At 58.8% G+C, this 25,963-nt stretch carries 25 protein-coding genes and 1 tRNA gene; 14 read left to right on the forward strand and 12 right to left on the reverse strand.

Translation table 11 applies throughout. The annotated features are described in order from the left end of the window. Nucleotides 1-30: 30 nt before the first annotated feature. The gene (locus tag Q1M54_RS12295; RefSeq protein WP_300557605.1) at nt 31-888 is read left to right on the forward strand and encodes a sulfurtransferase; all 858 of its coding nucleotides are present in this window, start codon (nt 31-33) and stop codon (nt 886-888) included. A gap of 2 nt (nt 889-890) precedes the next feature. Here Q1M54_RS12295 and Q1M54_RS12300 read toward each other — a convergent pair whose 3' ends face one another. After that, nucleotides 891-1,691 (reverse strand): ZIP family metal transporter, encoded by an 801-nt coding sequence (locus Q1M54_RS12300; protein ID WP_300557607.1) that lies wholly within the window; start codon nt 1,689-1,691, stop codon nt 891-893. Nucleotides 1,692-1,814: 123 nt separating this feature from the next. After that, nucleotides 1,815-2,711: a dienelactone hydrolase family protein gene (locus tag Q1M54_RS12305; protein WP_300557609.1), complete on the reverse strand. Its 897-nt coding sequence runs from the start codon at nt 2,709-2,711 to the stop codon at nt 1,815-1,817. 72 nt (nt 2,712-2,783) lie between these two features. On the opposite strand from Q1M54_RS12305, the gene Q1M54_RS12310 reads away from it, so the two are divergent. Beyond that, on the forward strand, nt 2,784-3,443 hold the full coding sequence (locus Q1M54_RS12310) for a glutathione S-transferase N-terminal domain-containing protein (RefSeq protein ID WP_300557611.1): 660 nt from the start codon (nt 2,784-2,786) through the stop codon (nt 3,441-3,443). 3 nt (nt 3,444-3,446) lie between these two features. Here the strand turns inward: Q1M54_RS12310 and polA are convergent, their stop codons facing one another. After that, nucleotides 3,447-6,296: a DNA polymerase I gene (gene polA, locus Q1M54_RS12315; RefSeq protein WP_300557613.1), complete on the reverse strand. Its 2,850-nt coding sequence runs from the start codon at nt 6,294-6,296 to the stop codon at nt 3,447-3,449. A 304-nt stretch (nt 6,297-6,600) separates the two neighbouring features. Between polA and Q1M54_RS12320 the strand changes: the two genes are divergently transcribed. Both Q1M54_RS12320 and Q1M54_RS12325 read left to right on the forward strand, forming a co-directional pair. Next, nucleotides 6,601-7,563: a homoserine kinase gene (locus Q1M54_RS12320; protein WP_300557615.1), complete on the forward strand. Its 963-nt coding sequence runs from the start codon at nt 6,601-6,603 to the stop codon at nt 7,561-7,563. A gap of 5 nt (nt 7,564-7,568) precedes the next feature. Further along, complete coding sequence (locus tag Q1M54_RS12325; protein WP_300557617.1) at nt 7,569-8,378, forward strand: BPSS1780 family membrane protein; 810 nt, start codon at nt 7,569-7,571, stop codon at nt 8,376-8,378. Here the strand turns inward: Q1M54_RS12325 and Q1M54_RS12330 are convergent, their stop codons facing one another. Both Q1M54_RS12330 and Q1M54_RS12335 read right to left on the reverse strand, forming a co-directional pair. Further along, entirely contained in the window at nt 8,379-8,855 is a 477-nt protein-coding gene (locus tag Q1M54_RS12330) for a peptidylprolyl isomerase (RefSeq protein WP_300557619.1), read from the reverse strand. Between the two features lie 26 nt (nt 8,856-8,881). Beyond that, complete coding sequence (locus Q1M54_RS12335) at nt 8,882-11,308, reverse strand: UvrD-helicase domain-containing protein (RefSeq protein ID WP_300557621.1); 2,427 nt, start codon at nt 11,306-11,308, stop codon at nt 8,882-8,884. Between the two features lie 238 nt (nt 11,309-11,546). On the opposite strand from Q1M54_RS12335, the gene Q1M54_RS12340 reads away from it, so the two are divergent. Together Q1M54_RS12340 and Q1M54_RS12345 are read left to right on the forward strand one after the other, a co-directional pair. After that, the gene (locus Q1M54_RS12340; RefSeq protein WP_300557623.1) at nt 11,547-12,800 is read left to right on the forward strand and encodes an MFS transporter; all 1,254 of its coding nucleotides are present in this window, start codon (nt 11,547-11,549) and stop codon (nt 12,798-12,800) included. A gap of 161 nt (nt 12,801-12,961) precedes the next feature. Then, nucleotides 12,962-13,939 carry a GMP reductase gene (locus Q1M54_RS12345; protein ID WP_300557625.1) on the forward strand — a complete coding sequence of 326 codons (978 nt, stop codon included), beginning with the start codon at nt 12,962-12,964 and terminating at the stop codon, nt 13,937-13,939. A gap of 59 nt (nt 13,940-13,998) precedes the next feature. On the opposite strand, the gene Q1M54_RS12350 is transcribed toward Q1M54_RS12345, so the two are convergent. Then, complete coding sequence (locus Q1M54_RS12350) at nt 13,999-14,730, reverse strand: sulfite exporter TauE/SafE family protein (RefSeq protein ID WP_300557627.1); 732 nt, start codon at nt 14,728-14,730, stop codon at nt 13,999-14,001. 21 nt (nt 14,731-14,751) lie between these two features. After that, on the reverse strand, nt 14,752-15,657 hold the full coding sequence (locus tag Q1M54_RS12355; RefSeq protein WP_300557629.1) for a LysR family transcriptional regulator: 906 nt from the start codon (nt 15,655-15,657) through the stop codon (nt 14,752-14,754). Between the two features lie 120 nt (nt 15,658-15,777). On the opposite strand from Q1M54_RS12355, the gene Q1M54_RS12360 reads away from it, so the two are divergent. The 6 genes from Q1M54_RS12360 to Q1M54_RS12385 all read left to right on the forward strand — a co-directional run bounded on the left by Q1M54_RS12360 (nt 15,778) and on the right by Q1M54_RS12385 (nt 20,351). Then, entirely contained in the window at nt 15,778-16,755 is a 978-nt protein-coding gene (locus tag Q1M54_RS12360; protein WP_300557631.1) for a tripartite tricarboxylate transporter substrate binding protein, read from the forward strand. A 65-nt stretch (nt 16,756-16,820) separates the two neighbouring features. After that, on the forward strand, nt 16,821-16,976 hold the full coding sequence (locus tag Q1M54_RS12365) for a hypothetical protein (RefSeq protein WP_300557633.1): 156 nt from the start codon (nt 16,821-16,823) through the stop codon (nt 16,974-16,976). A 108-nt stretch (nt 16,977-17,084) separates the two neighbouring features. After that, nucleotides 17,085-17,747, forward strand: coding sequence for a site-2 protease family protein (locus Q1M54_RS12370; protein ID WP_300557635.1), 663 nt, complete (start codon nt 17,085-17,087; stop codon nt 17,745-17,747). 30 nt (nt 17,748-17,777) lie between these two features. Beyond that, complete coding sequence (locus Q1M54_RS12375; RefSeq protein ID WP_300557637.1) at nt 17,778-19,097, forward strand: tryptophan--tRNA ligase; 1,320 nt, start codon at nt 17,778-17,780, stop codon at nt 19,095-19,097. A gap of 84 nt (nt 19,098-19,181) precedes the next feature. Further along, nucleotides 19,182-19,787: a response regulator transcription factor gene (locus Q1M54_RS12380; protein ID WP_300557639.1), complete on the forward strand. Its 606-nt coding sequence runs from the start codon at nt 19,182-19,184 to the stop codon at nt 19,785-19,787. 6 nt (nt 19,788-19,793) lie between these two features. Continuing rightward, nucleotides 19,794-20,351 (forward strand): nuclear transport factor 2 family protein, encoded by a 558-nt coding sequence (locus Q1M54_RS12385; protein WP_300557641.1) that lies wholly within the window; start codon nt 19,794-19,796, stop codon nt 20,349-20,351. A gap of 14 nt (nt 20,352-20,365) precedes the next feature. On the opposite strand, the gene Q1M54_RS12390 is transcribed toward Q1M54_RS12385, so the two are convergent. Then, the gene (locus tag Q1M54_RS12390; protein ID WP_300557643.1) at nt 20,366-20,512 is read right to left on the reverse strand and encodes a hypothetical protein; all 147 of its coding nucleotides are present in this window, start codon (nt 20,510-20,512) and stop codon (nt 20,366-20,368) included. 417 nt (nt 20,513-20,929) lie between these two features. Here Q1M54_RS12390 and Q1M54_RS12395 point away from each other — a divergent pair, with 417 nt between their 5' ends. Continuing rightward, nucleotides 20,930-22,111 carry a 4-hydroxybenzoate 3-monooxygenase gene (locus Q1M54_RS12395; protein WP_300557645.1) on the forward strand — a complete coding sequence of 394 codons (1,182 nt, stop codon included), beginning with the start codon at nt 20,930-20,932 and terminating at the stop codon, nt 22,109-22,111. A 160-nt stretch (nt 22,112-22,271) separates the two neighbouring features. On the opposite strand, the gene Q1M54_RS12400 is transcribed toward Q1M54_RS12395, so the two are convergent. From Q1M54_RS12400 to Q1M54_RS12415, 4 genes are all read right to left on the reverse strand, one after another. Then, nucleotides 22,272-22,361: transfer RNA gene (locus Q1M54_RS12400), tRNA-Ser, on the reverse strand. A gap of 34 nt (nt 22,362-22,395) precedes the next feature. Then, nucleotides 22,396-23,715 (reverse strand): serine--tRNA ligase, encoded by a 1,320-nt coding sequence (gene serS, locus Q1M54_RS12405; RefSeq protein ID WP_300557647.1) that lies wholly within the window; start codon nt 23,713-23,715, stop codon nt 22,396-22,398. Between the two features lie 22 nt (nt 23,716-23,737). Further along, complete coding sequence (gene ispH / locus Q1M54_RS12410; protein WP_300557649.1) at nt 23,738-24,685, reverse strand: 4-hydroxy-3-methylbut-2-enyl diphosphate reductase; 948 nt, start codon at nt 24,683-24,685, stop codon at nt 23,738-23,740. Continuing rightward, complete coding sequence (locus tag Q1M54_RS12415; RefSeq protein ID WP_300557651.1) at nt 24,685-25,128, reverse strand: FKBP-type peptidyl-prolyl cis-trans isomerase; 444 nt, start codon at nt 25,126-25,128, stop codon at nt 24,685-24,687. Before Q1M54_RS12415 ends, ispH begins: the two co-directional genes overlap by 1 nt. Nucleotides 25,129-25,258: 130 nt before the next feature. Between Q1M54_RS12415 and radC the strand changes: the two genes are divergently transcribed. Then, on the forward strand, nt 25,259-25,930 hold the full coding sequence (gene radC / locus Q1M54_RS12420; protein ID WP_300557653.1) for a DNA repair protein RadC: 672 nt from the start codon (nt 25,259-25,261) through the stop codon (nt 25,928-25,930). Nucleotides 25,931-25,963: the final 33 nt, after the last annotated feature.

A 25,963-nucleotide genomic window follows, 5' to 3' on the forward strand; every position in this document is an offset into this window, starting at 1 on the left:
GCTGAAGAACATTGAAAGGAGACCTGCACCATGTACAACATGTTGATCACCGCCCCCCAACTTCAAGCCCTGCAAGCAAACGGCACACCCTGCGCCGTGCTGGACTGCAGTTTTGATTTGATGAAACCCGAACTGGCCGATGGCTTTTTTGCAGGCGAACGGATTGCAGGTGCACTGCCTGCACATTTGGACAAAAACTTGAGTACACACGCGCCGGGAGAGGGTGTTAACGCGGGACGCCACCCCCTGCCCCAGCGCGCGGCCGTTGCCAAATGGCTGGGCAGCCTGGGGCTGCACAACGGCATGCAAATCGTGGTGTACGACCGCAACAAAAGCGCTTACTGCGGCCGCCTGTGGTGGATGCTGAAATGGTTGGGCCACGACGCGGTGGCTTTGCTCGATGGCGGCCTTGCGGCATGGAAAGCAGCTGGCGGTGCCCTCGCCTCTGGTCCTGCGCCATCGCCGACACCGGCGGAGTTTGCAGTCAAAGCTGCGTTGCGCCAGTTGTTGCTGACTGCAGATGTTTCGGCCGCCTTGGGGCGCCCCGAGCAAACCATCGTCGATGCCCGGGCCGGTGCGCGTTTCAGGGGGGAGATGGAGCCGCTCGACCCGGTCGCAGGCCACATCCCCGGGGCCTTGAATCGGCCGTTTACCGAAAACTTCACAGAAGACGGTTGCTTCAAATCACCCGAAGCACTGCGCGCCGAATGGGACCAGGTTCTCGCGGGTCGAACACCCAGCACAGTGGTGCACCACTGCGGCTCTGGCGTGACGGCTGTGCCCAATTTGATGGCCATGGAAATGGCCGGTTTGGGCACGACTGCGCTGTATGCGGGCAGTTGGAGCGAGTGGTGCAATACCCCGGGCTTGCCCTGCGCCAAGGGTTGAGTTCAGTGCTGGTGACCCGCTATAGCACTCACCAGCAGCACCATGCCAATGCCAACGCTCAACCAGAGAATTTGGGCCGCTGTCTCTCGGGCTGACAGCCGCTTTTGCAGTTGCGGAATCAGATCGGCCAAAGCCACATAAACAAAGCTGCTGCTGGCCACGACCAAGAAAAACGGCAACCATTCGCGCAAAGCGTCCACCAACACATAGCCCACAGCGCCGCCCAGCGCCGTGATGGCGCCAGCCATGGACACCTTCACGATGGCAGCGCGGCGGCTGCTGCTGCCCTGCCGCAAAACGGCCAAGTCGCCCATGTGATGAGGAATCTCATGGGCCCACACCGCCAGTGCAGCGATCATGCCCAGGTGCATGTCGGCCATGAAGGCTGATGCGATCAAAATACCGTCGCCAAAACAGTGCACGCTGTCCCCGGCCAATACGGCCCATTGGCCCCTGGGGGCATCTAAATGGTCGTGCTGATGCGCGTGAGAATGAGAGTGAGCGTGACCGTGGTCGTGGCCGTGGCCATGCTCGTGCCCGTGGTGCCACAGCTCGGCCTTGTCGAGCAAAAAGAAGAACACCAAACCCACCAGCAAAGTCAAAAAGAGCTCATGTGGGCCTACGCCGCTCTCAAAGGCTTCTGGCAACAAATGCAAGAACGACGTGGCCATCAAAGCCCCAGCCGCCAGGCTCAGCATGTGCTGGGTGTAGCGGCTCAAAACACCAAAACTCAACCAAGCCGCCACCCAAACGCTGCCAATGCCCGCCAACAAAGTGCCCACCAATATCGCCAATAAAGTCATCATGTTTCCCGGAGTGCACCGCACCCCAAAACAAACCGCCCCAATGGGCGGTTTTACAGAACACACGCCACAATGGGCGGCTATGAGAATTCACCCCTGAAGGGCCATCTCAGTATTTCAACATCACGCCACACCGAAGCGTTTGAACCAGGCCAACATGCGCTGCCATCCATCGTCTGCCGCCGGTTTGCGATAGCTGGGGCGGTAGTCGGCATGAAAAGCATGTGGCGCATCAGGATAAACCACAAATTCACTGGCCTTGGCCGATGCCGGTCCTTTGGCCAATTCGGCTTTCATTTTATCCACCGTATCCAACGGAATGCCGGTGTCTGCACCACCATACAAACCGAGCACTGGCGCCTTCAAACTGCCTGCCAAAGCCAAAGGGTGCTGCGGGGTTTGGGGGCTGGTGTTGCCCACCAAGCGGCCATACCAAGCCACGCCCGCTTTGAGCCTGGGCTGGTGAGCCGCATACAACCAAGTGATGCGTCCGCCCCAACAAAAGCCTGTGATGGCCAGCTTGTCGGTGTTACCGCCGTTTGCAGCAGCCCAAGCCACGCAAGCGTCCAAATCTGCCATCACTTGCGCATCGGGCACTTTGGCAATGATTTCGGACTGGAGTTTGGCCAGCTCGCCATACTCGTTGGGGTCGCCTTGGCGCACAAAGAGTTCTGGGGCAATGGCCAAGTAGCCTGCCTGGGCCAATCGGTGGGTGGTGTCAGCGATGTATTCATGAACACCAAAAATTTCTGAAATGACCAGCACCACCGGCAAACCAGTTTTGCCTGCAGGCGCGCTGCGGTAAGCCGGCATCTTGAAACCGTTGACATCGATGGTCACTTCCCCGGCCAGCAAGCCCGTGGAGGGCGTTTTGATGGCGGTTTGGGCCATGATGGGCAGCGCAGCCGCCGCGTAACCTACGCCCAAAGCGGTCTTCATGGCCATGCGACGGGTGGTACCGGCGGCGCCGATTTTCCCGCCCAGCAGGGCTTGGGAATCTTCAAACAGATCTGAGTTCAAGTGGGGTCTCCTTGGATGGGGTGCACAAACATGGCCATTATCTTGGCACATTCAAGTCCTCTAAACTCCAGCATGCCCGAGACCGTGATGCCCATGCTGCCTGTGTTGCCCGTTCTTTACTCTTTTCGCCGCTGCCCTTATGCCATGCGGGCACGACTGGCCCTGCACATCAGCGGCGCGGTTTACGAACACCGCGAAGTGGTGTTGAAGCACAAACCGGCCCACATGCTGGCCCTCTCGCCCAAAGGCACTGTGCCCGTGCTGTGGCTGACCAGCGCGGCAGGCGATCGGGTGCTGGAACAAAGTCTGGACATCATGCTGTGGGCGCTGCGTGAGCAAGACCCTCTGGGTTGGCTGCCGAGCGCAGATGCGGCCATGACCGATGCGCTGGGCCTCATCGCACACAACGACGGACCTTTCAAGCGGCAACTGGACCGTTACAAATACCCGAACCGATCCGGCTTAGACAGCGGCTCGGCCGATCGCGATGAGGCGGCACTTTGGTTGCGCAGGCTGGATGCGCGGCTTCGCGCACAGCCATTTTTGGCAGGCAAGCACTTCGGTCTGGCCGACGCCGCAGTGGCACCCTTTGTGCGCCAATACGCCCACACCGACCCAGCTTGGTTTGCCTCGCAGCCCTGGGCTGCCTTGGCCGCTTGGCTGACAGCTTTTGAACGCTCTGCGCTGTTTGAGGCCATCATGCAAAAGCACGTGCCCTGGCAGCCAGCTTGACGCTCAGTGCGCCTGCTCCCAGTTCGGACCAAAACCGACTTCTGCCAAAAGCGGCACCTTCAAATCGGCCACACCGGCCATGATGCGCGGCACCTCGGTGCGCACCCACTCGATTTCTGATTCAGGCACCTCAAACACCAGTTCATCGTGCACCTGCATGATGACCTTGGTGGTCTTGCCTTGTTCATCCAGCGCTTTTTGCACCGCGACCATGCTCAGCTTGATCAGGTCAGCGGCTGTGCCCTGCATGGGCGCGTTGATGGCGGCGCGTTCGGCCCCGGCGCGGCGTGGACCATTGGGGCTGTTGATCTCAGGCAGCATCAGGCGGCGGCCAAACACCGTCTCGACATAACCCAGTGCTTTGGCTTGTTCTCGGGTGGCGTCCATGTAGTGCTTGACGCCTGCAAAGCGCTCAAAGTAGCGGGTGATGTAGTTTTTGGCGGCGGTGTTGTCGATGCCCAGCGCCTTGGCCAGACCAAAGGCGCTCATGCCGTAGATCAAGCCGAAGTTGATGGTCTTGGCATAACGGCGCTGTTCGCTGGTCACGGTGTCGGGCGTCCCCCCAAACACCTCGGCCGCCGTGGCTTTGTGCACGTCCAGCCCGTCGTGAAAGGCCTTGAGCAAAGCCGCGTCGTCGCTCAGATGCGCCATGATGCGCAGCTCGATCTGGCTGTAGTCGGCGCTGGCAATCACACAATCCGCCGGGGCCACAAAGGCCTCGCGCACCTTGCGCCCTTCGGCGGTGCGCACCGGGATGTTTTGCAGGTTGGGCTCGTTGCTCGACAGGCGGCCTGTGACGGCCACGGCCTGCGCGTAATGCGTGTGTACCCGACCCGTGCGTGGCAGCGCCAGCTGCGCCAGCTTGTCGGTGTAGGTGCCTTTGAGCTTGGCCAGGCTGCGGTGCTCCAAAATGCGGGCGGGCAGCGGGTAGTCTTCGGCCAATTTTTCCAGCACTTCTTCGTCGGTACTGCGAGCTCCCGTGGCGGTTTTCTTGACCACAGGCAGGCCCAGCTTGTCAAAAAATATCTCACCCAGTTGCTTGGGGCTGGCCAAATTGAAGGGCTGCCCGGCGATCTCGTAGGCCTCGCTTTCGAGTTGCACGATGCGCTCGCCCAGTGCTTGGCTTTGCGCGGCCAGGGTGGGCGCGTCGATCAGCACGCCATTGCGCTCGATGCGGTAGAGCGCCTCGCTGGTGGCGATTTCCAAGTCGTACACGTACTTGAGGCCCGCATGCGCCTGGATTTGCGGCCACAGCGCCAGGTGCACGTCCAGGCACTGGTCTGAGTCTTCGCACGAGTAATTCGCCGCTTTGTCGACATCGACCTGGGCAAACGGAATTTGGTGCGCGCCTTTGCCGCACAGGTCTTCGTAGGTCACGCCTTTGCGGCCCACATGGCGCTCGGCAAGACTTGTGAGACCGTGCGGTTTGTGCACTTCGAGCACATAGCTTTGCAGCATGGTGTCGTGGGCATAGCCCTGCACCTCAATGCCGTGGTTGGCGAACACATGGCGGTCGTATTTGATGTGCTGACCCAGTTTGTAACGTGCCGGGTTTTCGAGCCAAGGCTTGAGCTTGGCCAGCACCTGTGCCAAAGGCAGCTGCTCGGGCGCAGCCGGGCCGTTGTGGGCCAGCGGAATATAGGCCGCCTCGCCGGGCTTGACACTCAGCGAGATGCCCACAATCTCGGCGCGCATAGCGTCCAGAGACGTGGTTTCGGTGTCAATGGCGGTAAGCGTTGCTTGCTCAATGCGGTCCAGCCAAGTGTTGAACGCGGCCCAGTCGACGACGGTGTCGTATTTCAAATTGCCTTGCACCGAGCTGGCAGCGGTGTCCAGTTCGGGCAATGACGCAGGCTCTTCGTCTGGCGCCGAGCCAAACAAATCGCCCATGCCTGTGTCTTTGGGTTTGGTGGTTTTTTTAGCCACAGCCGCGGGCATGGCCCCGCCCAGAGACTGAGCCAAGCCTTTGAAGCCGTAGGTCTGGTAAAAATTAAGCAGTTTGCCTTTGTCGGGCTCATGCAGGTGCAGGCTGGCCAGAGAAGGCAAATCGGGCACCCAGCCGTTCAGGTCGCAATCGGTTTTCATGGACACCAGAGCGCGGCCCTTGGGCAGCCAGTCCACCGCCTGGCGCAGGTTCTCACCCGCCACACCTTTGATGTCGTGGGCGTTTTCCATGAGCTTGTCGAGCGAGCCGTATTCCATCAGCCATTTGGCCGCCGTCTTGGGGCCGACCTTGGCCACACCCGGCACGTTGTCCACCGTGTCACCCACCAGCGTCTGGTAGTCGATCATGAGCGAGGGCGGCACGCCAAACTCGGCCGTGACGCCCGCCACATCGCGCACCTTGCCGTTCATGGTGTCGATGATGGTGATGTGCTGGTTCACCAACTGGCTCAAATCTTTGTCGCCACTCGACACCGTGACTTGGATGCCTTGCTGGGCGGCCACATGGGCCAGAGTGGCGATGACGTCGTCGGCTTCCACACCCGGCACGTCCAGCACCGTCCAGCCCATCAGGCGCACCAGCTCGTGGATGGGTTCAATTTGGCTGCGCAAATCGTCGGGCATGGGGCTGCGGTTGGCTTTGTACTCGGGGTACAGCTCGTCGCGGAAAGTGGGGCCCTTGGCGTCGAACACGCAAGCCGCATAAACAGTTGGCACGTCTTTGCGCAGCCGTTCCATCATGTTGATCATGCCGCGAATCGCGCCGGTGGCGGGGCTGCTCGGGTCGCCCGGCACGGCGCGCAGATCAGGCATGGCGTGAAAGGCGCGGTACAGGTAACTGGAGCCATCGACCAGCAAGAGGGTCGGTTGGGCGGTGTTGGGTAGGGTGTCGGGGGTGTTGTCGCTCATCCCCTGATTGTGTACCGGGATAAGGAATTTTCGCCTCCCCCAACTGATCGGGATCCGGGTTTGCGCCGGGGCGATGTGGCAAAGCGAAGCGCCTCTGAGCCTGGGCGCAGGCCCCGCACACCATCACACCGCGCCCCGGGCAGACCCGCCAAGGGCTGGGTGCGCTGGGCCTCAGAGGCGCTTCGCTTTGCCACATCGGCCCAGCGCACCCAGCCCTTTGCGGGTCATTGTTGGCTTTTCGCCCTCTACAATCCCTGTTTTCCCCACCTAAGCCAGACCCTCTGGCACTTTGACCCTCACCCCCATGGCGGTATTCACCGAAGTCACCGAAGCCCAGGCCAACGACCTGATGCAAGCCCTGAATCTGGGACAGCTCACCGCTTTGCGCGGCATCGAGGGTGGGATTGAAAACACCAATTACTTCGCCACCACCACCCAAGGTGAGTATGTGCTCACATTGTTTGAGCGCCTCACCCACGAGCAACTGCCTTTTTACCTGCTGCTGATGAAGTTTTTGGCAGCCCGGGGGATACCGGTGCCCGACCCAGCTGCCAACCGCGATGGCGATGTGCTGCACAGTCTGAACGGCAAGCCGGCAGCCGTGGTCAACAAACTCTCGGGCAAAAGCCAATTGCAGCCACAGGCCGTGCACTGCGCCGCTGTAGGCCAAATGCTGGCGCGCATGCACCTGGCGGGGGCCGACTACAACCGCAGCCAGCCCAATTTGCGCGGTCTGCCATGGTGGAACGAAACCGTCCCGGTGGTGTTGCCACATCTGGACGCTGCACAAGCGGCATTGCTGCGAAGTGAACTGGCATACCAAAACCACATCGCTGAAAGCGCCGACTTTGCCGCTTTGCCCCGTGGGCCCGTGCACGCCGACCTGTTTCGCGACAACGTGATGTTTGACGGTGAACAACTGACCGGCTTTTTTGACTTTTACTTTGCGGGCGTTGACACCTGGCTTTTCGACTTGGCCGTTTGCCTGAACGATTGGTGCATCGACCTGCCCACGGGCCAACATGTCGCCGAACGCGCCAGGGCGATGCTGAAAGCCTATGGCCAAGAACGCCCATTGACGGCTTCTGAGCGTGCTTTACTGCCCGCCCTTTTGCGGGCCGGGGCTTTGCGATTCTGGATTTCCCGCCTCTGGGACTACCATCTGCCCCGAGAAGCTTCCATGCTCACCCCACACGATCCGACCCATTTCGAGCGCGTCCTGCGCGGCCGCATTCTCTGCCCTGTGTCCTTGTCTGTCACCATCTGACCACCATGAATCTGCAAATCGTTCCCGCCAGCGCGGGCCTGAAATGGGCCAAACAAGGCATGCGTACTTTTTGGCGTCAGCCCTTGGCCATGACGGGTCTGTTCTTTTTGTTCATGACCACCGTGTCTCTTGTCTCCATCGTGCCCTTCATCGGCAGCGCTTTGGCTTTGATTGTTCTGCCGGGGCTCACGCTGGGCATGATGGCGGCCACGCAAACCGCTTCAGAAGGCAAGTTTCCAATGCCTGGCGTTTTGTTTGCGGCCTTCAAGGCGGGGCCTCACCGCAAAACCATGTTCCATTTGGGCAGTTTGTACGCGGTGATTTTCTTGGTCGTCATGCTGATTTCCACCTTGGTCGATGGCGGCACATTTGCCAAGGTTTATTTTGGTGGGGCCAAGATGACCCCCGATGTGGTCACGGCCGACTCGTTCCAGACCGCCCTGTGGGTGTCCATGCTGTTTTATGTGCCACTGTCCATGATGTTTTGGCATTCACCTGCGCTGGTGCACTGGTACGGCATGCCAGCGGTCAAGAGTCTGTTTTTCAGTTTCATGGCTTGCTGGCGCAACCTGAAAGCTTTCACGGTCTATGTGGTGGCTTGGGGCGTGATTTTCATGGTCACAGCCATCTTGGCATTGCTCATCACCAGCTTGATGGGCAGCCCACAGCTGATGACGGCAGCGTTCTTGCCCTTGGCCTTGATGGTGGCAGGCATGTTCTTCACCTCGATGCTGTTTTCGGTGCGCGATTGTTTTTCAACCGACGTTGACGACGAACAAGCCGCGCCACCACCCAACTCACCCAACGCCGATTGATCAGTGCTGGTGACCGTGTGCCCCGTGGGCGTGACGGTGTGTCACTTCGTCTGCTGAGGCAGCTCGGACTTCGACCACCTTGAGCGCCAAGCTCAAGTGCTGTCCAGCCCAAGGGTGGTTGCCGTCGAGCATCACTTGGTCGCCCTTGATTTTGAGCACATTGAACACCTGCTCGCGCCCGTCTGGCGTGCGGCCACGCAGCTGACCGCCCACCTTGACGCCCGGCGGAAATTCGCTTTTGGGAATGGTCTGCACCAAGCCCTCATCGCGCTCGCCAAACGCATCGGCTGGGGCCAGCTTCAAGGTGGTGGCAAAACCCACCTCTTGACCTTCCAGGGCTTCTTCGATTTTTGGGAAAGTGTTGTCGTAACCGCCATGCAAATAAGAAGTGGGCTCTTGGGCTTTGTCCAGCAGCTGGCCTTGGGCATTGGTCACCTTGTATTGCATGGTGACGACGGTATTTTGGGTGATTTTCATGGGATCTTTCAAAGCAGAAAAAGAGTTTAGACCACGGTGAGCTTGGCCACGCTCAGCGCCAGCCATTTCACCCCGTGACGCGGAAAATTGACCTGGGCGCGGGCATCGGCCCCCATGCCCTCCACAGCCAGCACTTTGCCTTCTCCAAATTTGGTGTGGAAGACGGTTTTGCCCGCGCTGATGCCGTGCTCGGGCGCGGCTTTTTGCACCGGAACGGGGGGGCTTTTGTAGGTTTCGGCACTCAAGCTGCTCTGTCCCCAAGCGGGACGGGCCTGGCGGTTGAAGGCCGGGGTTTGCGGCCAACCACCACCGGAAGAATCTGCACCTGTGCCAGCCGTGCCCAGATTCGAGAACCCGGCATTTTTTGGTGTTACCCATTTCAGGCACGCCTCTGGCAACTCGGCCAAAAAACGGCTTCTCAGGTTGTAGCGGGTTTGACCATGCAGCATGCGGGTTTGCGAGTGACTCAGATACAAACGCTTGCGAGCGCGTGTGATGGCCACGTACATCAGGCGGCGCTCTTCTTCAAGACCATCAAAATCGTTCATCGCATTTTCGTGCGGGAACAGCCCCTCTTCCAAGCCGGTGATGAACACCGCATCAAATTCCAGTCCCTTGCTGGCATGCACCGTCATGAGTTGGACCGCATCTTCACCCGCTTGGGCCTGGTTGTCGCCCGCCTCCAAAGAAGCATGGGTGAGAAAGGCCGCCAGTGGGCTCATGATCACGCCATCTTCGCTGAACTCATCGATGCTGCCCAAGCCTCCGTCCGGATATGCCTCTGTGGAGCCACTCAGACCTTGGCTGACCGGGCTTTGTGACAAGGATGTCGACAAGCCCTGCGGCAGAGCCACCGCGCTGCGGCCAAAGCCTTCTTGTGTCACAAAACTCTCGGCAGCGTTGACCAGTTCCTCCAGGTTTTCTACCCGATCGGCACCTTCTTTCTCAGTCCGGTAGTGGGTAAGCAAACCGGTCTTGTCCAGCACCAAATCGATGATCTCCCGCAGCGTCAGGCCCTCGGTCTGCTCTCGCAGCACATCGACCATGGCCACAAAGGCGGCCAAATTGGCCCCGGCCTTGCCGGTGGTGACGCTGACGGCGTCGTGCAAAGAACAGCCTGCAGCACGGGCGGCGTCTTGCAATTGCTCGATGCTGCGCGCCCCGATGCCACGCGGCGGAAAGTTGACCACCCGCAAAAAACTGGTGTCGTCGTTGGGGTTCTCCATCAGGCGCAAATAGGCCAGCGCGTGCTTGATCTCGGCACGTTCAAAAAAGCGCAAACCGCCATAAACCCGGTACGGAAAACCGGCGTTGAACAGCGCGGTTTCGAGCACCCGGCTTTGCGCGTTGCTGCGGTACAGCAGCGCCACCTCCTTGCGCTCAAAACCGTCTTGCTTGACCAACTGCCGCAGCTCTTCAATCAGCCACTGCGCCTCGGCAAAGTCAGACGGGGACTCCACCACCCGAACCGGCTCACCTGCGCCTTGGTCTGTGCGAAGGGTCTTGCCCAAACGGGTTTTGTTGTGGCTGATCAGGTGGTTGGCCGAATCCAAGATGTTGCTGAAGCTGCGGTAGTTCTGCTCCAGCTTGATCTGATGGCGCACTTGAAACTCGCGCACAAAGTCGGCCATATTCCCCACGCGCGCACCGCGGAAGGCATAGATGCTTTGGTCGTCGTCGCCCACGGCCAAAATGGCGCATTCGCCACCTTCCCCCGGCATTCCGGCGAGCTGCTTGAGCCAGGCGTACTGCAGCTTGTTGGTGTCCTGAAACTCGTCCACCAAAATGTGGCGAAAACGGCGACGGTAGTGCTCGCGCACATGCACGTTGTCACGCAGCAATTCATACGAGCGCAGCATCAGCTCACCAAAATCGACCACGCCCTCGCGTTGGCACTGCTCTTCGTACAGCTGGTACAGCTCCACCTTGCGGCGGGTCTCGTCGTCGCGCACCGGCACGTCGCCCGGGCGCTGGCCGTCTTCTTTGCAGCCCGAGATGAAGTACTGAACCTGCTTGGGCGGGAAACGGTCTTCGTCCACATTGAATTGTTTGCAAAGGCGCTTGACGGCCGACAACTGGTCTTGGGTGTCCAAAATTTGAAAGGTCTGCGGCAATCCAGCCAGCTGGTGATGCGCCCGCAAAAAACGGTTGCACAAACCGTGGAAGGTGCCGATCCACATGACGTTCACATTCACTGGCAGCATGGACTGCAGGCGCAGCTTCATTTCTTTGGCGGCCTTGTTGGTGAAGGTCACCGCCAAAATGCCGCCGGGCGAGACCTGCGAGGTCTGCAAGAGCCAGGCGATGCGCGTGGTCAGCACGCGGGTTTTGCCAGAACCTGCACCCGCCAAAATCAAAGCGTGCTCGGGAGGCAAGGCCACCGCCCGTTGCTGCTCATCGTTGAGTTGGGCGAGCAAAGGGGAAGATGTGTTCGGTGGGGTGTCTGACAGCATAGAGAGATTGTAGGAAGTTCGAACTGTCGATGGCGCTGACCATGGATCGGGTGATGGGATGCGGTGCCAACATCGGTTTTGGTCGACTTCGGGACAGCTGACGCGAGCCCATCGTGCCACGATGCCTATTCACTTACTCCATCAGTCAATACGCCTTTATGACCCCTGATATTCGGCACACACCGAAAAGCTGCAAGCGAGCGCGAAGACGGTGCCGCTTGTTCGAAAGGACTGAAAAGTGAGGTCTTTTTACGGCTGGCGCATGGTAGGCGCGGCTTGCGGCATTCAGTTTTTGCTGGCGGCTTTTCTCACGCAGGCTTTGGGCCTGTACATCGCCGTGCTGTCTGACGAAATGGGTTGGAGCAAAACCACCTTGTCCGGGGCTGCCGCGTTGCAGTCGGTGGAGGCCGCCATCATCGGTCCGGTGCTGGGCTGGGTGATGGACCGTGTAGGCCCCCAAAAAATGATCCGCTGGGGCATGGTTCTGTTTGCGGCCGGCTTGTTGTTGCTCAGTCAGGTCGACAGCGTTGCCACGTTTTATGCCAGCGCCCTCCTGATGGCCGTGGGAGCCAGCCTGGGAGGCTACTTTCCGCTGTCGGTGGCGCTGGTGCAATGGTTTGAGAAGTTCCGCGCGCGCGCCCTCTCCATCATGAGCCTGGGTTTGGCCATGGGGGGGCTGGTGGTGCCACTGATGGCCTGGTCCATCCAAGTGTGGGGCTGGCGGGCCACGGCTGCGGGCTCGGGTGCGCTGGTTCTATTGACGGGCTTGCCCATGGCCAACATCATCCGCCGCCGCCCCGAGGACCATGGCGAGCATGTGGACGGGATCAACCCTGCGCAAGCCGCCGCCGACCTGGCCGAAGGCCGCCCTGCGCCGCCCGTGCAGGTTGAATTCACCGTGGCGCAGGCGCTGCGCACGCGGGCTTTCTGGATGCTGGCCATTGGCCACGGTTTGGCATTGCTGGTGGTTTCTGCCGTGAATGTGCACGCCATCACGCACATGAAAGAGGGCCTCGGTTATTCATTCACCACCGCCAGTTGGGTGATCCTGATCATGACCTTTGGGCAGCTGGCCGGGGTGCTGATGGGGGCCACCATGGGTGACTGGTTCGACAAAAGAAAGGTCGCCGCCCTGTGCATGCTGGCCCACGGCATCGGCATGCTGTGCCTGACCTATGCCAACAGCATGGCCATGCTGTTGGCCTTCGGGGTGTTCCACGGCATTGCTTGGGGTTTGCGTGGTCCTTTCATGCAGGCCATTCGGGCCGACTACTTTGGGCGCAACGCGATTGGGCTCATCTTGGGACTGTCGGCCGCCATCATTGCGCTGGGGCAAATTGCCGGCCCCATGATCGCCGGGGTGCTGGCTGACCTGACGGGTGATTACCAGCTGGGATTTAGCTTATTGGCCCTGCTGGCGGCCTTGGGCTCTTTGGCCTTCATGTTGGCCACCAAACCGACACTGCCACCCCATGATGTCACAAGCGCTTGAAATCGAAACGCGAATGATGCTTCGCAGGGAGTTTGAACACGGGTAGAATCAGCCACCGGGCCCAAGATTCTTGCGCCCGGTTTTTTTTCGTCAAAAAAACCGGCCAAGCCAAGCGCTCACTCGTTTTCTCAACGAATCCTTCTTTGGAGCTTGGTTTTCTCATGGAAATTTTTGACTACGACAACATCCTGCTTTTGCCACGCAAGTGCCGCGTGGAAAGCCGTTCTGAGTGTGACGCGAGTGTCACCTTAGGCAGCCGTACCTTCCGCCTGCCGGTGGTGCCTGCCAACATGAAGACGGTGGTAGACGAAAGCATCTGCCTTTGGTTGGCGCAAAACAACTACTTTTACGTGATGCACCGCTTTGATCTGGACAACGTCCAGTTCGTGCGCGACATGCATGGCAAAGGCGTGTATGCCTCCATCTCGCTGGGTGTCAAAGCCCCCGACCGCGCCACCGTGGACCAGCTGGCCGCTGAAAACCTCGTGCCCGAGTACATCACCATCGACATCGCCCACGGCCATGCCGACAGCGTGCGCGACATGATTCGCTACATCAAAGGCAAGCTGCCCACCAGCTTTGTGATCGCAGGCAACGTGGCCACACCCGAAGCCGTCATCGACCTGGAAAACTGGGGTGCCGACGCCACCAAAGTGGGCGTGGGCCCGGGCAAGGTCTGCATCACCAAGCTCAAGACCGGTTTTGGCACGGGCGGCTGGCAGTTATCAGCCCTCAAGTGGTGTGCTCGTGTGGCGACCAAGCCGATCATTGCCGACGGCGGCATCCGCAGCCATGGCGACATCGCCAAGAGCATCCGATTTGGCGCGAGCATGGTCATGATCGGCTCACTCTTTGCAGGCCACGAAGAGTCGCCCGGAAAAACCGTGGAAGTCGATGGCGAGATGTTCAAAGAGTATTACGGCTCGGCCTCCGACTTCAACAAAGGCGAGTACAAACACGTGGAAGGCAAGCGCATCTTGGAGCCGATCAAGGGCAAGCTGGCCAACACGCTGATTGAAATGGAGCAAGACGTGCAAAGCTCGATCAGCTATTCCGGCGGCACCAAGTTGATGGACATCCGCAAGGTGAACTATGTGACTCTGGGTGGTGACAACGCGGGCGAACACCTGTTGATGTAACTCATCACCGCGTTCACACCAAAGGGAGCCATGGGCTCCCTTTTTTGGTTTGAACAGATTCAGCGCACAGCCCCAAGCGCCAGCATCAAACCGCTGGCGACCAGCATAGAGCAGATGATCTGGCGCAATCGCGCCACGGGCACCCGGTGCGCCACACGGTGACCCAGCCACACGCCAGCAAGCGCGACACCAATCAACAAGCTCCAACGTTGCCACAACACGCCGCTGGACAAGCGACCGTCCAAGGCCATGACCATCAAGACCGTGGCCGCCGCCGTGGCAATGACCATGGGCGTGCTGGCGCGCAGTTGCTGCACATCGGCCACGCGGCGGCTGAGCCAGGCCACCACCAAGGGACCCGCCGTGCCAAACAGCATCTCCACCAGGCCAATGGCCCCGCCCACCGGATACACCCAGACCGGGGCCGGCGGCTGCAAAGGCGCAGCCCTGACGCGCAAGGCATTCAGGCCCACGCCCGCCACGTACAACCCCAGCAGCAACAAAGGCCAGCGGCTGTTGATGTGCTGCATGAGCCACAAGCCCAGCACCGTGCCCACCACCATGCCGGGCAGCAGGCGGCGCAACTCGCGCCACTGCACCTGCCGCCAGTTCAGCCCGCTGTGAAATGCCGAGGCGGGCACGTCCATCAGCAAAGTGAGCGCCACCACGGCGGGCAAGGGCCAGTTCCAGGCCAACAAGGGCACCACCACCAAAGCCGAGCCAAAACCTGTGAGACCCAACACGGTGTAACCCAACAACACCACCCCCATGGGGTAAAGCCATTCCTGCATCCCGATTCCTTTTTTATTTTTTCAATCGCTCAAGTGGTTTTGCACAAACGCGCGAAACACCGACATGACGGGCAACTCGGTGCGGCCCGCCAAGGTGATGAGGGCCAGCCTTGCCTGGCCTTTGAAGGGTGTTTGCATGGGCAACTCCACCAAGCGGCCCTGGGTGAGGCCCTCTCGGGCCGCGCCCACAATCCCAAAGTAAATCGCATCGGTCTGGCCCACCACATCCAGCAAGCTGGCGATGTCCTCGCACTGCAAGGTGGTCATTTGTGCCGGGTTGGCTTGCGGGCCGTAGTGGTCCACCAGCAATCGGGCCACCTCTTGCGACAACTGGATGGAAGCGATGGGAAAAGACAGCAAGGCATCAAAGGGCAAGCCCTTGGCGGACCGCTTCAGCAAGGGGTGGCCCTGACGACAGACAAAGCCTGCACGCATCTCAACCACCTGTGTCATTTTCAAATCCGGCGCGGATTCGACGCGCCGCACATCCACCACCAGGGCATCGAGTTGCCGCTCGCGCAATTGCGTCAATTGCAGTTCGGTAGACCCTCGCGAGACCGTCACCTGCACTGTGGGGTGGTGCTTGGCCATGTAAACCAGCCAGGGCGTCATCAGCATCGCCCCGGGGCCAGACCCCAATCCCACACGCAAGGCGCCCAAGCCGCCTTGCTGCAGCAAGGCGGCGCCTTGTTTGAGCTCCTGGGCCTCGTGCACGATGCGCCGCGCCCGCTCCAGCACAGAGCGGCCCAAAGGTGTGAGTTCGTTCTTTTTGCCCACCCGATCCACCAGAGGCCCCCCCAGATCCTCTTCCAGGGCCTGGATGCTGCGGCTCAAAGCGGACTGCGTGATGTGCAGTTTTTCTGCCGCGCGGCTGAAGGAGCCGGTGTCTGCCAGCGCCAGCCAGTGTTCAAGGTGCCTGAGGTTCATGCATGCATTTTACGAATGATTATTAGAAAAATAAGTCATTGGACACATGAATTCAAAATTTTTAGCATGAATACAGGGTCCAACACACCGGCCCCAAAGTTCAACCCCAAAGGAGACACCATGAACATCAAAACCCTTCTTGGCGGCCTGCTCGTCGCCTCCTGCGCCATGACTTCCGCCATGGCACAGACTTACCCCGCCAAGCCGATCAGCCTGATCGTGCCTTATCCAGCAGGCGGCCCTTCCGACTTTTTTGCCCGCAGGGTGCAGCCCGATGCTGCTGTCAAATTGGGCCAGACCATGGTCATTGAAAACATCGGCGGCGCTGGCGGCTCGATCGGACTGGCCAAGCTAGCCAGTGCGCCAGCTGACGGCTACACCCTCAGTTTGGGCAGCCCCATGGAATTGGTCCTGGCACCCATGGCCATTCAGGGTGTCAAGTACAAATCCGAAGACTTCAAGCTGGTCGCTCAGTTCGCCACAACGAACACGGTTTTGGCCGTTCGCAACTCGCTCAACGTCAAGTCGGTGGACGAACTTCTCGCTCTGGCACGCAAAAGCGCAGACAAGCCCTTGAGCTATGGCAGCGTAGGGCCAGGATCGCTGTACCACCTGATTGGCGAAAAGTTTTCGCAACTGACCAAGGTGCAGATGCTGCATGTCCCCTACAAAGGCATTGCTCCGCTGTTGACGGATCTGATGGGAGGGCAGATCGACATGGCGTTCTTGCCCATGGCAGGCTCGATTCCACAAACCCTGATCGACGGGAAAATTCAAGGACTGGCCGTGACCTCGAAAACCCCGCACCCCCTGTTCAAGCAGTTCCCGGCGATGGCCGCTATGAAGGGCCTCGAGGCCATGGAGTTTGACATTTGGGCGGGGGTACAAGTGCACCGCAATACACCCGACGCTGTGGTCAACACCTTGAACAAAGCTTTCTATGCTTCTGCTGAAGCACCTGAGACACGCAAAGCTTTGGAGGGCAGCGGCAATGTGGTCTTGCCTTCTCGCACACCGGTCGAATTGGCGCGCATCTACCAAAGCGAGATCGAGCGCTACCGAGCGATTGCCAAGTCGATCAATCTGCAAGCCCAGTGATGGACACGGCTGCCAAGGTGCATGCGCCCAGAGACATTGTGGTCCGCGGCATGGCATGACAGTCAATGGCCATCACCACCGGGGATGCCTTCCATGCCGGCGCGACGAGCAACCTGATCCCGCAGACCGCCACACTGCGATCGGGCGTGCGTTCGTTCGACCGCGATGCGCGCGAGCTGCTGGAAAAGCGGATCACTGAACTGGTCCATCTCAGCCCTTAGCTGCGGCGTCACAGCGGACATCGACTGCCCACTCGTCGACCCGGTCTTGGTCAACCCTCTTGCTGAAACCGAACAGACACAGACGGGTCTGAGACAATCGGGGCCAACATGACCGATCTCATTCAAACCGTCCTGATTTATGCCTTGCCGGTGATCTTTGCCATCACCTTGCACGAAGCTGCCCACGGCTACGCTGCGCTGCGTCTGGGCGACAACACCGCCTCGGTGTTGGGGCGTGTCACCCTCAACCCCTTTCCCCACATCGACCTGGTGGGCACCATCTTGTTGCCTCTGCTGCTTTATTTCAGCACCAGCGGGGCTTTTTTGTTCGGCTACGCCAAGCCTGTCCCGGTGCGTTTTGATCGGCTGCGCCACCCCAAACGCGACATGGTCTGGGTGGCCTTGGCTGGCCCCGGCGCCAATCTGGTGCAAGCCCTGCTATGGGGTGTGTTGTTTTATGTCTTGAGTGGCAGCGGCATCACCGAGCGGTTTTTCATTGAGATGTGCAAGGCCGGCATGCTGACGAATGTGGTCATGTTTGCTTTCAATTTGTTTCCGCTTCCCCCACTTGACGGGGGACGAATATTGGTCGGCCTGTTGCCGTGGCGGCAGGCGGTGCTGGTGTCGCGTGTCGAGCCGTGGGGCTTTTTCATCGTGATGGCGCTGGTCCTCACCGGCCTCATCAGTGCGTGGTGGATGCAGCCCCTGATGGGAGTCACCTTTGAATTTCTCAAGTTCACCCTCAGTCCCTTGGCTGCTTTCTTGCGCTGATGTTTTTATCCTTTGTCTTTTGTTTGACCCATGACCACCCCTAACCGCACCCGCGTTCTCACCGGCATCACCACCACGGGCACACCGCACTTGGGCAACTACGTGGGTGCGATCCGCCCGACGGTGCAAGCGAGCCGTGACACCAGTACCGACGGTTTTTACTTTCTGGCCGACTACCACGCACTCATCAAGTGCGACGAACCCGCCCGCATCCAGCGCTCGACGCTGGAAATAGCGGCCAGTTGGATTGCTTCGGGCTTGGACCCAGAGAAAGTCACCTTTTACCGTCAGTCCGACATCCCCGAAATTCCCGAACTCACTTGGCTATTGACCTGTGTGACCGGCAAAGGCGTGCTGAACCGGGCCCACGCCTACAAGGCGGCAGTGGACAAAAACAACACCGCAGGTCACGATCCAGACAGCGACGTGACTGCGGGCCTGTTCATGTACCCGGTGCTCATGGGCGCCGACATTTTGATGTTCAAGGCGCACAAAGTGCCTGTAGGCCGCGACCAAATCCAGCACATCGAGATGGCGCGTGACATGGCGTCAAGCTTCAACCATTTGTATGGCGAACACTTTGTTTTGCCAGAAGCCGTGATCGAAGAGTCTGTGGCGCTGCTTCCGGGTCTGGACGGTCGCAAGATGAGCAAGAGCTACGACAACACCATCCCATTGTTTGCACCCGCAGCACAAATGCGCAAGCAAATCGCAGGCATCGTGACCGACTCCAAAGCACCCGGAGAACCCAAAGCGACAGAAGGCTCGGCCCTTTTTCAGATTTACCAGGCGTTTGCCAGCGCCAACGAAACCGCCGCCATGGCCAGAGCCTATGCCGAGGGCATCGGCTGGGGCGACGCGAAGCAAATGCTGTTTGAGCGCATTGACCGCGAAATTGCCCCCATGCGCGAGCACTATCAATCCTTGATCGATAACCCCGCGCAGATGGACAAAATTTTGCTGGCCGGTGCCGACAAGGCTCGCCAGTTGGCCACGCCCTTCATGCGGGATTTACGCCACGCCGTGGGTCTGCGTGCCCTGTCATCTGGCAAGGTTGCCACGGTGGCCAAAGAAACCAAAACCGCCCTGCCCAATTTCAAACAGTACCGGGAAAAAGACGGCCTGTTCTATTTCAAATTGGTGGATGCCAAAGGCGTGACATTGCTGCAAAGCCTTGGCTTTGCTTCACCCAAAGAAGCCGGGCAAGCGATTTCACGCCTTCAAAATGAAGGCGCCGATGCACTGCCAGCATTGGAGTCATGCCTCGAACCTGTCACGGCAGCTACTTTGGCTTCAGTTGTCGCTAATTTGCAACTTTTTGACCAGATGGGTCAAAATTTGTCAAAATGATTTTATTGATTTCAACAAAATAAATATCTATAATTTTAAGTTAATGATATGCTTGTACATTTCATATAACTCCGAGAACAAAATATGACTGTTTACGTCATTGACGACCATCCCCTGATGCGCGACGCGCTGACCATGCTCGTTCACCGAGTCAAACCTGGCCTCAAGATCATTCCAATTCACAAATTGAACGTGGTGGAATCGACGGTCGAAAAAAACGGTCAGGCTGAATTGTTTTGCTTGGATCTGCAACTGCCGGACACCTTGGGCATGTCCGGTGTGCAGGTCCTGAAGGCCAAATTTCCGAATGTGCCATTGGCGGTTGTGACCAGCTCCAGCGCGAGTGAATTCGAACAACGCTGCATGGACGCTCGTGCTGACGTTTTCATTGAGAAATCCAACAGCCCAACCCAGATCATTGCCGCCCTGCGCACCTTGTTGGTCACTGAAGAAGATGCCGCAGCCGAAGACGCCGCCACACCTTCGGGCCCGACCAAATTGTCCAAACGTCAAAAACAACTGATTTTGATGCTGGACCAAGGTTTGTCCAACCGCGACATTGCTGAAAAGCTTGAAATCAGTGAACACACGGTCAAGGTGCACTTCTGGCGTCTGTTTCGCCGTTTGGGAGTCAATAGCCGCACGCAAGCCTTGCATTTTGCTCGAACCAACGGCTGGTTGGGCATCTAAGGCGTCATGCCGGTCGTTTCGATCAACTTGCTGCCGGGATACGCTGCTGAGACCCAGCACCGCATGGTCAACCGCTTAGCGCAGGCGGTTCGCTCAGTGATCGACACCCCAGAAGCGGGGACCACCGTGTTTGTCAACGAAGTCAGCACCTACCGCCGCGATGGCAAGGTGTTCAGCGAGGGCCGTGCAGCGCATCCGGTGGCTTCTGATGTGGTGCGTGATTTTTTGCAAGCCATGCAATCCGGTGATTTGGCCCATGCGCAAAGCTATTTGTCACCCGACTTTCGGATGTGTTTTCCCGGTACTGTGGTCATGCACACGCTGCACGAACTGACCACCTGGGCCGCTCAACGCTACTCGCGCATTGGCAAGCATTACGAACAATTTGAAGAAAGCTGGCAAGGCGATGTGACGGTGGTTTTTTGTCATGGCAGCTTGCAGGGCACTTGGCTCGATGGCGAGTCTTTTGAGAGCATCCGGTTCATCGACCGCATGGAGGTGCGCGGTGGCCTGATCACTCGCCAGGATGCGTGGAACGATCTGGCCGAGCACCGCAAGGCCTGAGCCCAGCGTCAATCCTACTTTTTGCTTTTGTCTTTGTCCCGATTGATGATGTCCGGCGTGACCGCATCGACCACATTGACAGCCGTTTTAACACCATAAATCACGGTCGACGCGGCCACATCGGCAACGGCCAGTACCGTGCAGCCTTGCAGCAAAGGCATAGACAAAAAGGCAAGGATCCAAGTGCAGTTTTTCATCATTTTTGTATTTCAAATTCAAACAGGTCGCTTGCGTCAGCAAGACATTCAGTCCGGCGTTGAGGAGCTCATCAACCGCCAAGGGTGAGGCAATCGACATTCAAGACTTGCTTTAAAGCAGTGACTTTGCACAAGGCAATAGGATACTTGTGTTTTGCACGCATTGACCTCAATCCTATAATTTGACCATGACCCACACCCACCCCGCACAACTCGAATCCGGGATGCGCGGCCAAACCCATCAAGAGTTTGGGGCAACATGCAAGGTCCTTGAGAACGTCTGATGGCGCGCATTGTCACCCACAGCTTGCAAAAAATTAACCGCCATGACCATGCGTCGATGACGACCGGCATGGGGATGCTCTACCTAGAGGACTGCCTTTGATACGGACACAAGTTGGCATCATTGGCGCTGGGCCTGCAGGGTTGATGCTTTCGCACCTGCTGCACCTGGAGGGGATCGAGTCGGTCATCATTGAACGCTCACAGAAAGACCATGTCCTCTCCCGACTTCGCGCCGGGGTGCTCGAACAGGGTACCGTTGAGATGATGCGCGAAGTCGGCCTGGGTGAGCGCATGGACCGACTGGCACTTGAACAACACGCGCTGGATTTTCGCTTCAATAACCGCTCTCACAGGCTGGACTTCCACGAGGCATCGGGCGGAAAAAGCGCCTGGGTCTATCCACAGCACGAAGTGGTGGCCGATCTGATGCGAGTCCGCGAGGAGTCGGGTGCCCAAATTTTCTATGACGCACCTGTGACCCAAATCAAAGGCCTAGAGGGCAGCCGACCCGTCATCCATTTCGAGTCCGAAGGCAAGCCAATCGAATTGGCCTGCGATTTCGTTGCCGGATGCGACGGCTTTCGGGGCATCAGTCGCAGCGCCATCCCTCACGACAAGCTGCGGCTTTATGACCGTGTTTACCCCTTTGGATGGCTGGGCATTTTGGCTGAAGCACCACCGGCCATCCAAGACATCACATGGGGTTGCCATCCCGATGGCTTTGCCATGATGAGCATTCGCACGCCCGAGGTCACTCGCCTGTATTTGCAGTGCGAACCGGATGACAGCCCCGACAACTGGTCAGACGATCGCATCTGGACGGCATTGCACCAGCGGCTCGACGTCGATGGGCAGCCCCCCATCAACGAAGGTCGCATCACGCAAAAAGCCGTCACCGCCATGCGCAGTTTCATCTGCGAACCCATGCGCTTTGGCCGCCTGTTCCTGGCCGGCGATGCTGCACACATTGTGCCCCCCACAGGCGCCAAAGGTTTGAACTCTGCGATGGCGGACATCAAGGTGCTTGGCCGCTCGTTGGTGGAGCACTACAAACGCCAAGATGAACGCTGGCTAGACCGCTACGCCGACACCTGCCTCGAACGCATGTGGTTGGTACAGCGGTTTTCGGCGGGCCTGTGCACGATGGTCCACCAATTTCCGGGCCAAAGCGAGTTCGATCGCCGGATGCAACTTGCAGATTTGAACTATATGACCGGTACTCGCGAAGGGCGTGCAGTGTTCGCGCACAACTTCACGGGACTTCCCGTACTCGCCTGATGGGTTACACCCGGTGAACATGAATTTCCCACCAGCCTTACGCGCCATTCACGCCAGGACACTGGGAGGGACTTGGTCAGGAACACCCAACAAAAAGCCCCGCTTGTGCGGGGCCTGAGGCTGCCTCAAGGCCTGCTGAGCAGGTTTGAGGTCTTTGTACTGGCGGAGAGGGAGGGATTCGAACCCTCGGTAGTGTTGCCACTACGCCTGATTTCGAGTCAGGTACATTCGACCACTCTGCCACCTCTCCTGATTCGGTTTCGTTTGTCGAAGCCAATATTCTATCAGGCCGACAGCGTCTCCAAGCCGCCCATATAGGGCCTCAGCACCTCGGGCACCGTGACCGTGCCGTCGGCATTTTGGTAGTTCTCGAGCACGGCCACCAGCGCACGGCCCACAGCCAAGCCGGAGCCATTCAAGGTGTGCACCAACTCGTTTTTGCCTTGTGCGTTTTTGAAACGGGCTTGCAGGCGACGCGCCTGGAAAGCCTCGCAGTTGGACACCGAGCTGATCTCGCGATAGGTGTTTTGCGCAGGCACCCAGACTTCCAAGTCATAGGTCTTGCTCGCGCCAAAGCCCATGTCACCAGTGCACAAGCTCATGACGCGGTAAGGCAGGCCCAGCTTTTGCAAAATGGCTTCGGCGTGGCCGGTCATGGCTTCGAGCGCTTCGTAGCTGTGTTCGGGGTGCACGATCTGCACCATCTCGACTTTGTCAAACTGGTGCTGGCGAATCAGGCCGCGCACATCGCGCCCGCCACTGCCCGCCTCCGAACGAAAGCAAGGGGTGTGGGCCGTGAGCTTGATCGGCAAATCGGCCTCAGCCAAGACCTCGTCGCGAACCACGTTGGTCAGCGTCACTTCTGAGGTGGGAATCAGGTACAGCGCCTGGATTTCTTCGCCCTCTTGGCCGCCCTCTTGCCCACCCTTTTTGGCCGCAAACAAATCGGCTTCAAACTTGGGCAACTGACCTGTGCCGCGCAGCGTGTCGGCGTTCACGATGTAGGGCGTGTAGCACTCGGTGTAGCCGTGTTCGGTGGTCTGCACATCCAACATGAACTGTGCCAAAGCCCGATGCAAACGCGCCACCGGGCCGCGCATGAAAGTAAAGCGCGAGCCGGTCAGCTTCGTGCCGGTCTCAAAGTCCAGGCCCAGCGGGCCGCCGATGTCCACATGGTCTTTGAGTTCAAAGTCAAAGTTGCGCACAATGCCCCATCGGCGCACTTCCACGTTGCCTTCTTCGCCCGCGCCCACAGGCACCGACTCGTGCGGCAGATTGGGGACGGCCAGCAACAAAATTTGCAACTCAGCCTGGATCACCTCAAGCCGCTCGGCCGATGTATCCAACTCGGTTTTGATGGCGCCAACCTGAGTCATCACGGCATCGGCATCGGCGTGCTGCCCCTTGCCCTTGAGCATGCCAATTTGTTTGGACAAACTGTTGCGCTGGCTTTGTAGCTCTTCGGTGCGGGTCTGCAGTGTTTTGCGTTCGCCTTCTAAAGCACGAAACGCCTCGACATTCAAATAAGGCTGGGGATTTTTACGGGTCTGCAGACGCGCGACGGCGGCATCCAGATCTTTGCGGAGAAGAACAATATCAAGCATGGGAGGATTGTAGTGAGCCGGGTTATGGGTTTTCGGCGCCGTCCAGCTTCAAACCCTTGGGCATTGGAAACTTGATGGTTTCCTGAATGCCATCGAGTGTTCGCACTGACACAGCGCCCAGCGCCCGCAATCGGGCAATGACCTCTTGCACCAGCACATCGGGCGCTGAAGCGCCCGCGGTCAAGCCCACCTTCAGGGCCCCTTCAAACCAAACCTCTTGCAAATCAGCGGCTGTATCGACCATGTAAGCAGGCGTGCCCAACCGGTCGGCCAATTCGCGCAGGCGGTTGCTGTTGGAGCTGGTAGGGCTGCCCACAACGATCACGACGTCGACCAGCGGGGTCATCAGTTTGACGGCGTCTTGGCGATTTTGGGTGGCATAGCAAATGTCTTGCTGCTTGGGCTCGCGCACTTGGGGAAAGCGGGCTTTGACAGCCGCCACAATCTCAGCCGCATCGTCCACGCTGAGTGTGGTTTGCGTGACCACCGCCAGCAATTCGGTTTGACTGGGCTGGACCTTCGCCACATCTTCCACGTCTTCCACCAAGTGAATGCCGCTGTCAAGCTGGCCCATGGTGCCTTCCACCTCAGGATGGCCCTTGTGGCCGATCATGATGAACTCGTAGCCTTCTTTGTGCAGTTTGGCCAGCTCCACATGCACCTTGCTCACCAAAGGGCAGGTGGCGTCAAAAATACGGAAGCCTCGTCGTTCGGCCTCATCCTGAATGGCCCGGCTCACGCCATGCGCGCTGAAAATCAGCGTCGCGCCTGGCGGCACATCGGCCAGCTCTTCAATGAAGATCGCACCTTTTTCTTTCAAGTCGTTGACCACATAGGTGTTGTGGACGATCTCATGCCGCACATAGATCGGGCGACCAAACTTGGTGAGTGCGTGCTCAACGATGTCGATCGCACGGTCAACCCCGGCGCAAAAGCCGCGGGGTTCTGCCAAAAGAACTTCAGACGTCATCACAGTACTCCAATCAGTTCAACTTCAAAGGTCACTGGCTGACCGGCCAAGGGGTGGTTGAAGTCAAACAACACCGCGCCCACCTCGTTCACTTGCATGACGGTACCGGCATAAGAGCCCATACCATCTGGTGTGGGAAATTGCACCACATCGCCTGCCGCGTATTTTTCGGTCGGATCACCCAATTCGCTCAGCAACTTGCGCGCCACCCACTGCTGCATGTCCGCGATGCGGTCACCAAAAGCCTCTCCCGGGGGAATCTCCATCACCAACCGCGTGCCTTCTGCCAGACCCAGCAAGCGCTGCTCCAAGGCTGGGGACAAGGTGCCTGAACCCAGCGACAAAGTGGCCGGTTTTTCGTTGAAGGTGTTGATGATGTCCCCCTCTGGCCCTGCCAAGCGGTAGTGAAGCGTCAAGAAGGAACCGGGTTCGACAATGGGCATAAGGGTTTTCTGGAATGCCGCAAACGCGGCCAAACAGGCATAAAGAAGCCATTATTGTAAAAAGCCCGGCCAAGTTGTCCCAATAAAGGGCATAAACAGGACCCAAGGCTGCTCCAGGGAGGGGCACTGCATGAGCATCAAGGACTTGCCAGCCGATGCGCGTCCGCGCGAAAAATTGCTCGCCCGAGGCCCGCAGGCCCTCAGTGATGTCGAGCTTTTGGCCATTTTGCTGCGCACCGGCATGACGGGGAAAAACGTGTTCCAGCTGTCCGAAGAACTGCTGGGACCCAACGGCATCGCGGGCTTGCTGAACGCCACGGTGCAGTCGCTTCGTGCTATCAAAGGCCTAGGACCCGCAAAACAGGCAGAGCTGCTGGCCGTGTTTGAGATGGCCCGCAGGGCGCTCAGCCAGCGGCTCAAAGAGCGAGAGGCTTTTCACACACCGGGCGCGGTCAAACAATACTTGCAGCTGCAACTGGCCCACAAAAACCATGAAGTCTTTGCTGTGCTGTTTCTGGACAATCAAAACCGCATGCTGGCCTTGGAGGAAATTTTCCGCGGAACGCTCAGCCAAACCAGTGTTTACCCGCGAGAAGTGGTCCTGCGCGCCCTGCACCACCAAGCCGCCGCAGTGGTCCTGAGCCATAACCACCCCAGCGGTTCGGTCCAGCCCAGCCGCGCCGACGAGCACCTGACCCAAACGCTGAAAGCCTCTTTGGCGCTGGTGGATGTGCGCGTGCTCGATCACATCATCGTAGGACAAGGACAGGCCTTCTCAATGGCAGAGCAAGGTTTGGTGTGAGTGACCGCTAAACTCGGAGCTTTTCATTTTCAA

This window comes from Limnohabitans sp. Rim8, assembly GCF_943326455.1.
Classification (GTDB): Bacteria; Pseudomonadota; Gammaproteobacteria; order Burkholderiales; family Burkholderiaceae_C; genus Limnohabitans_A.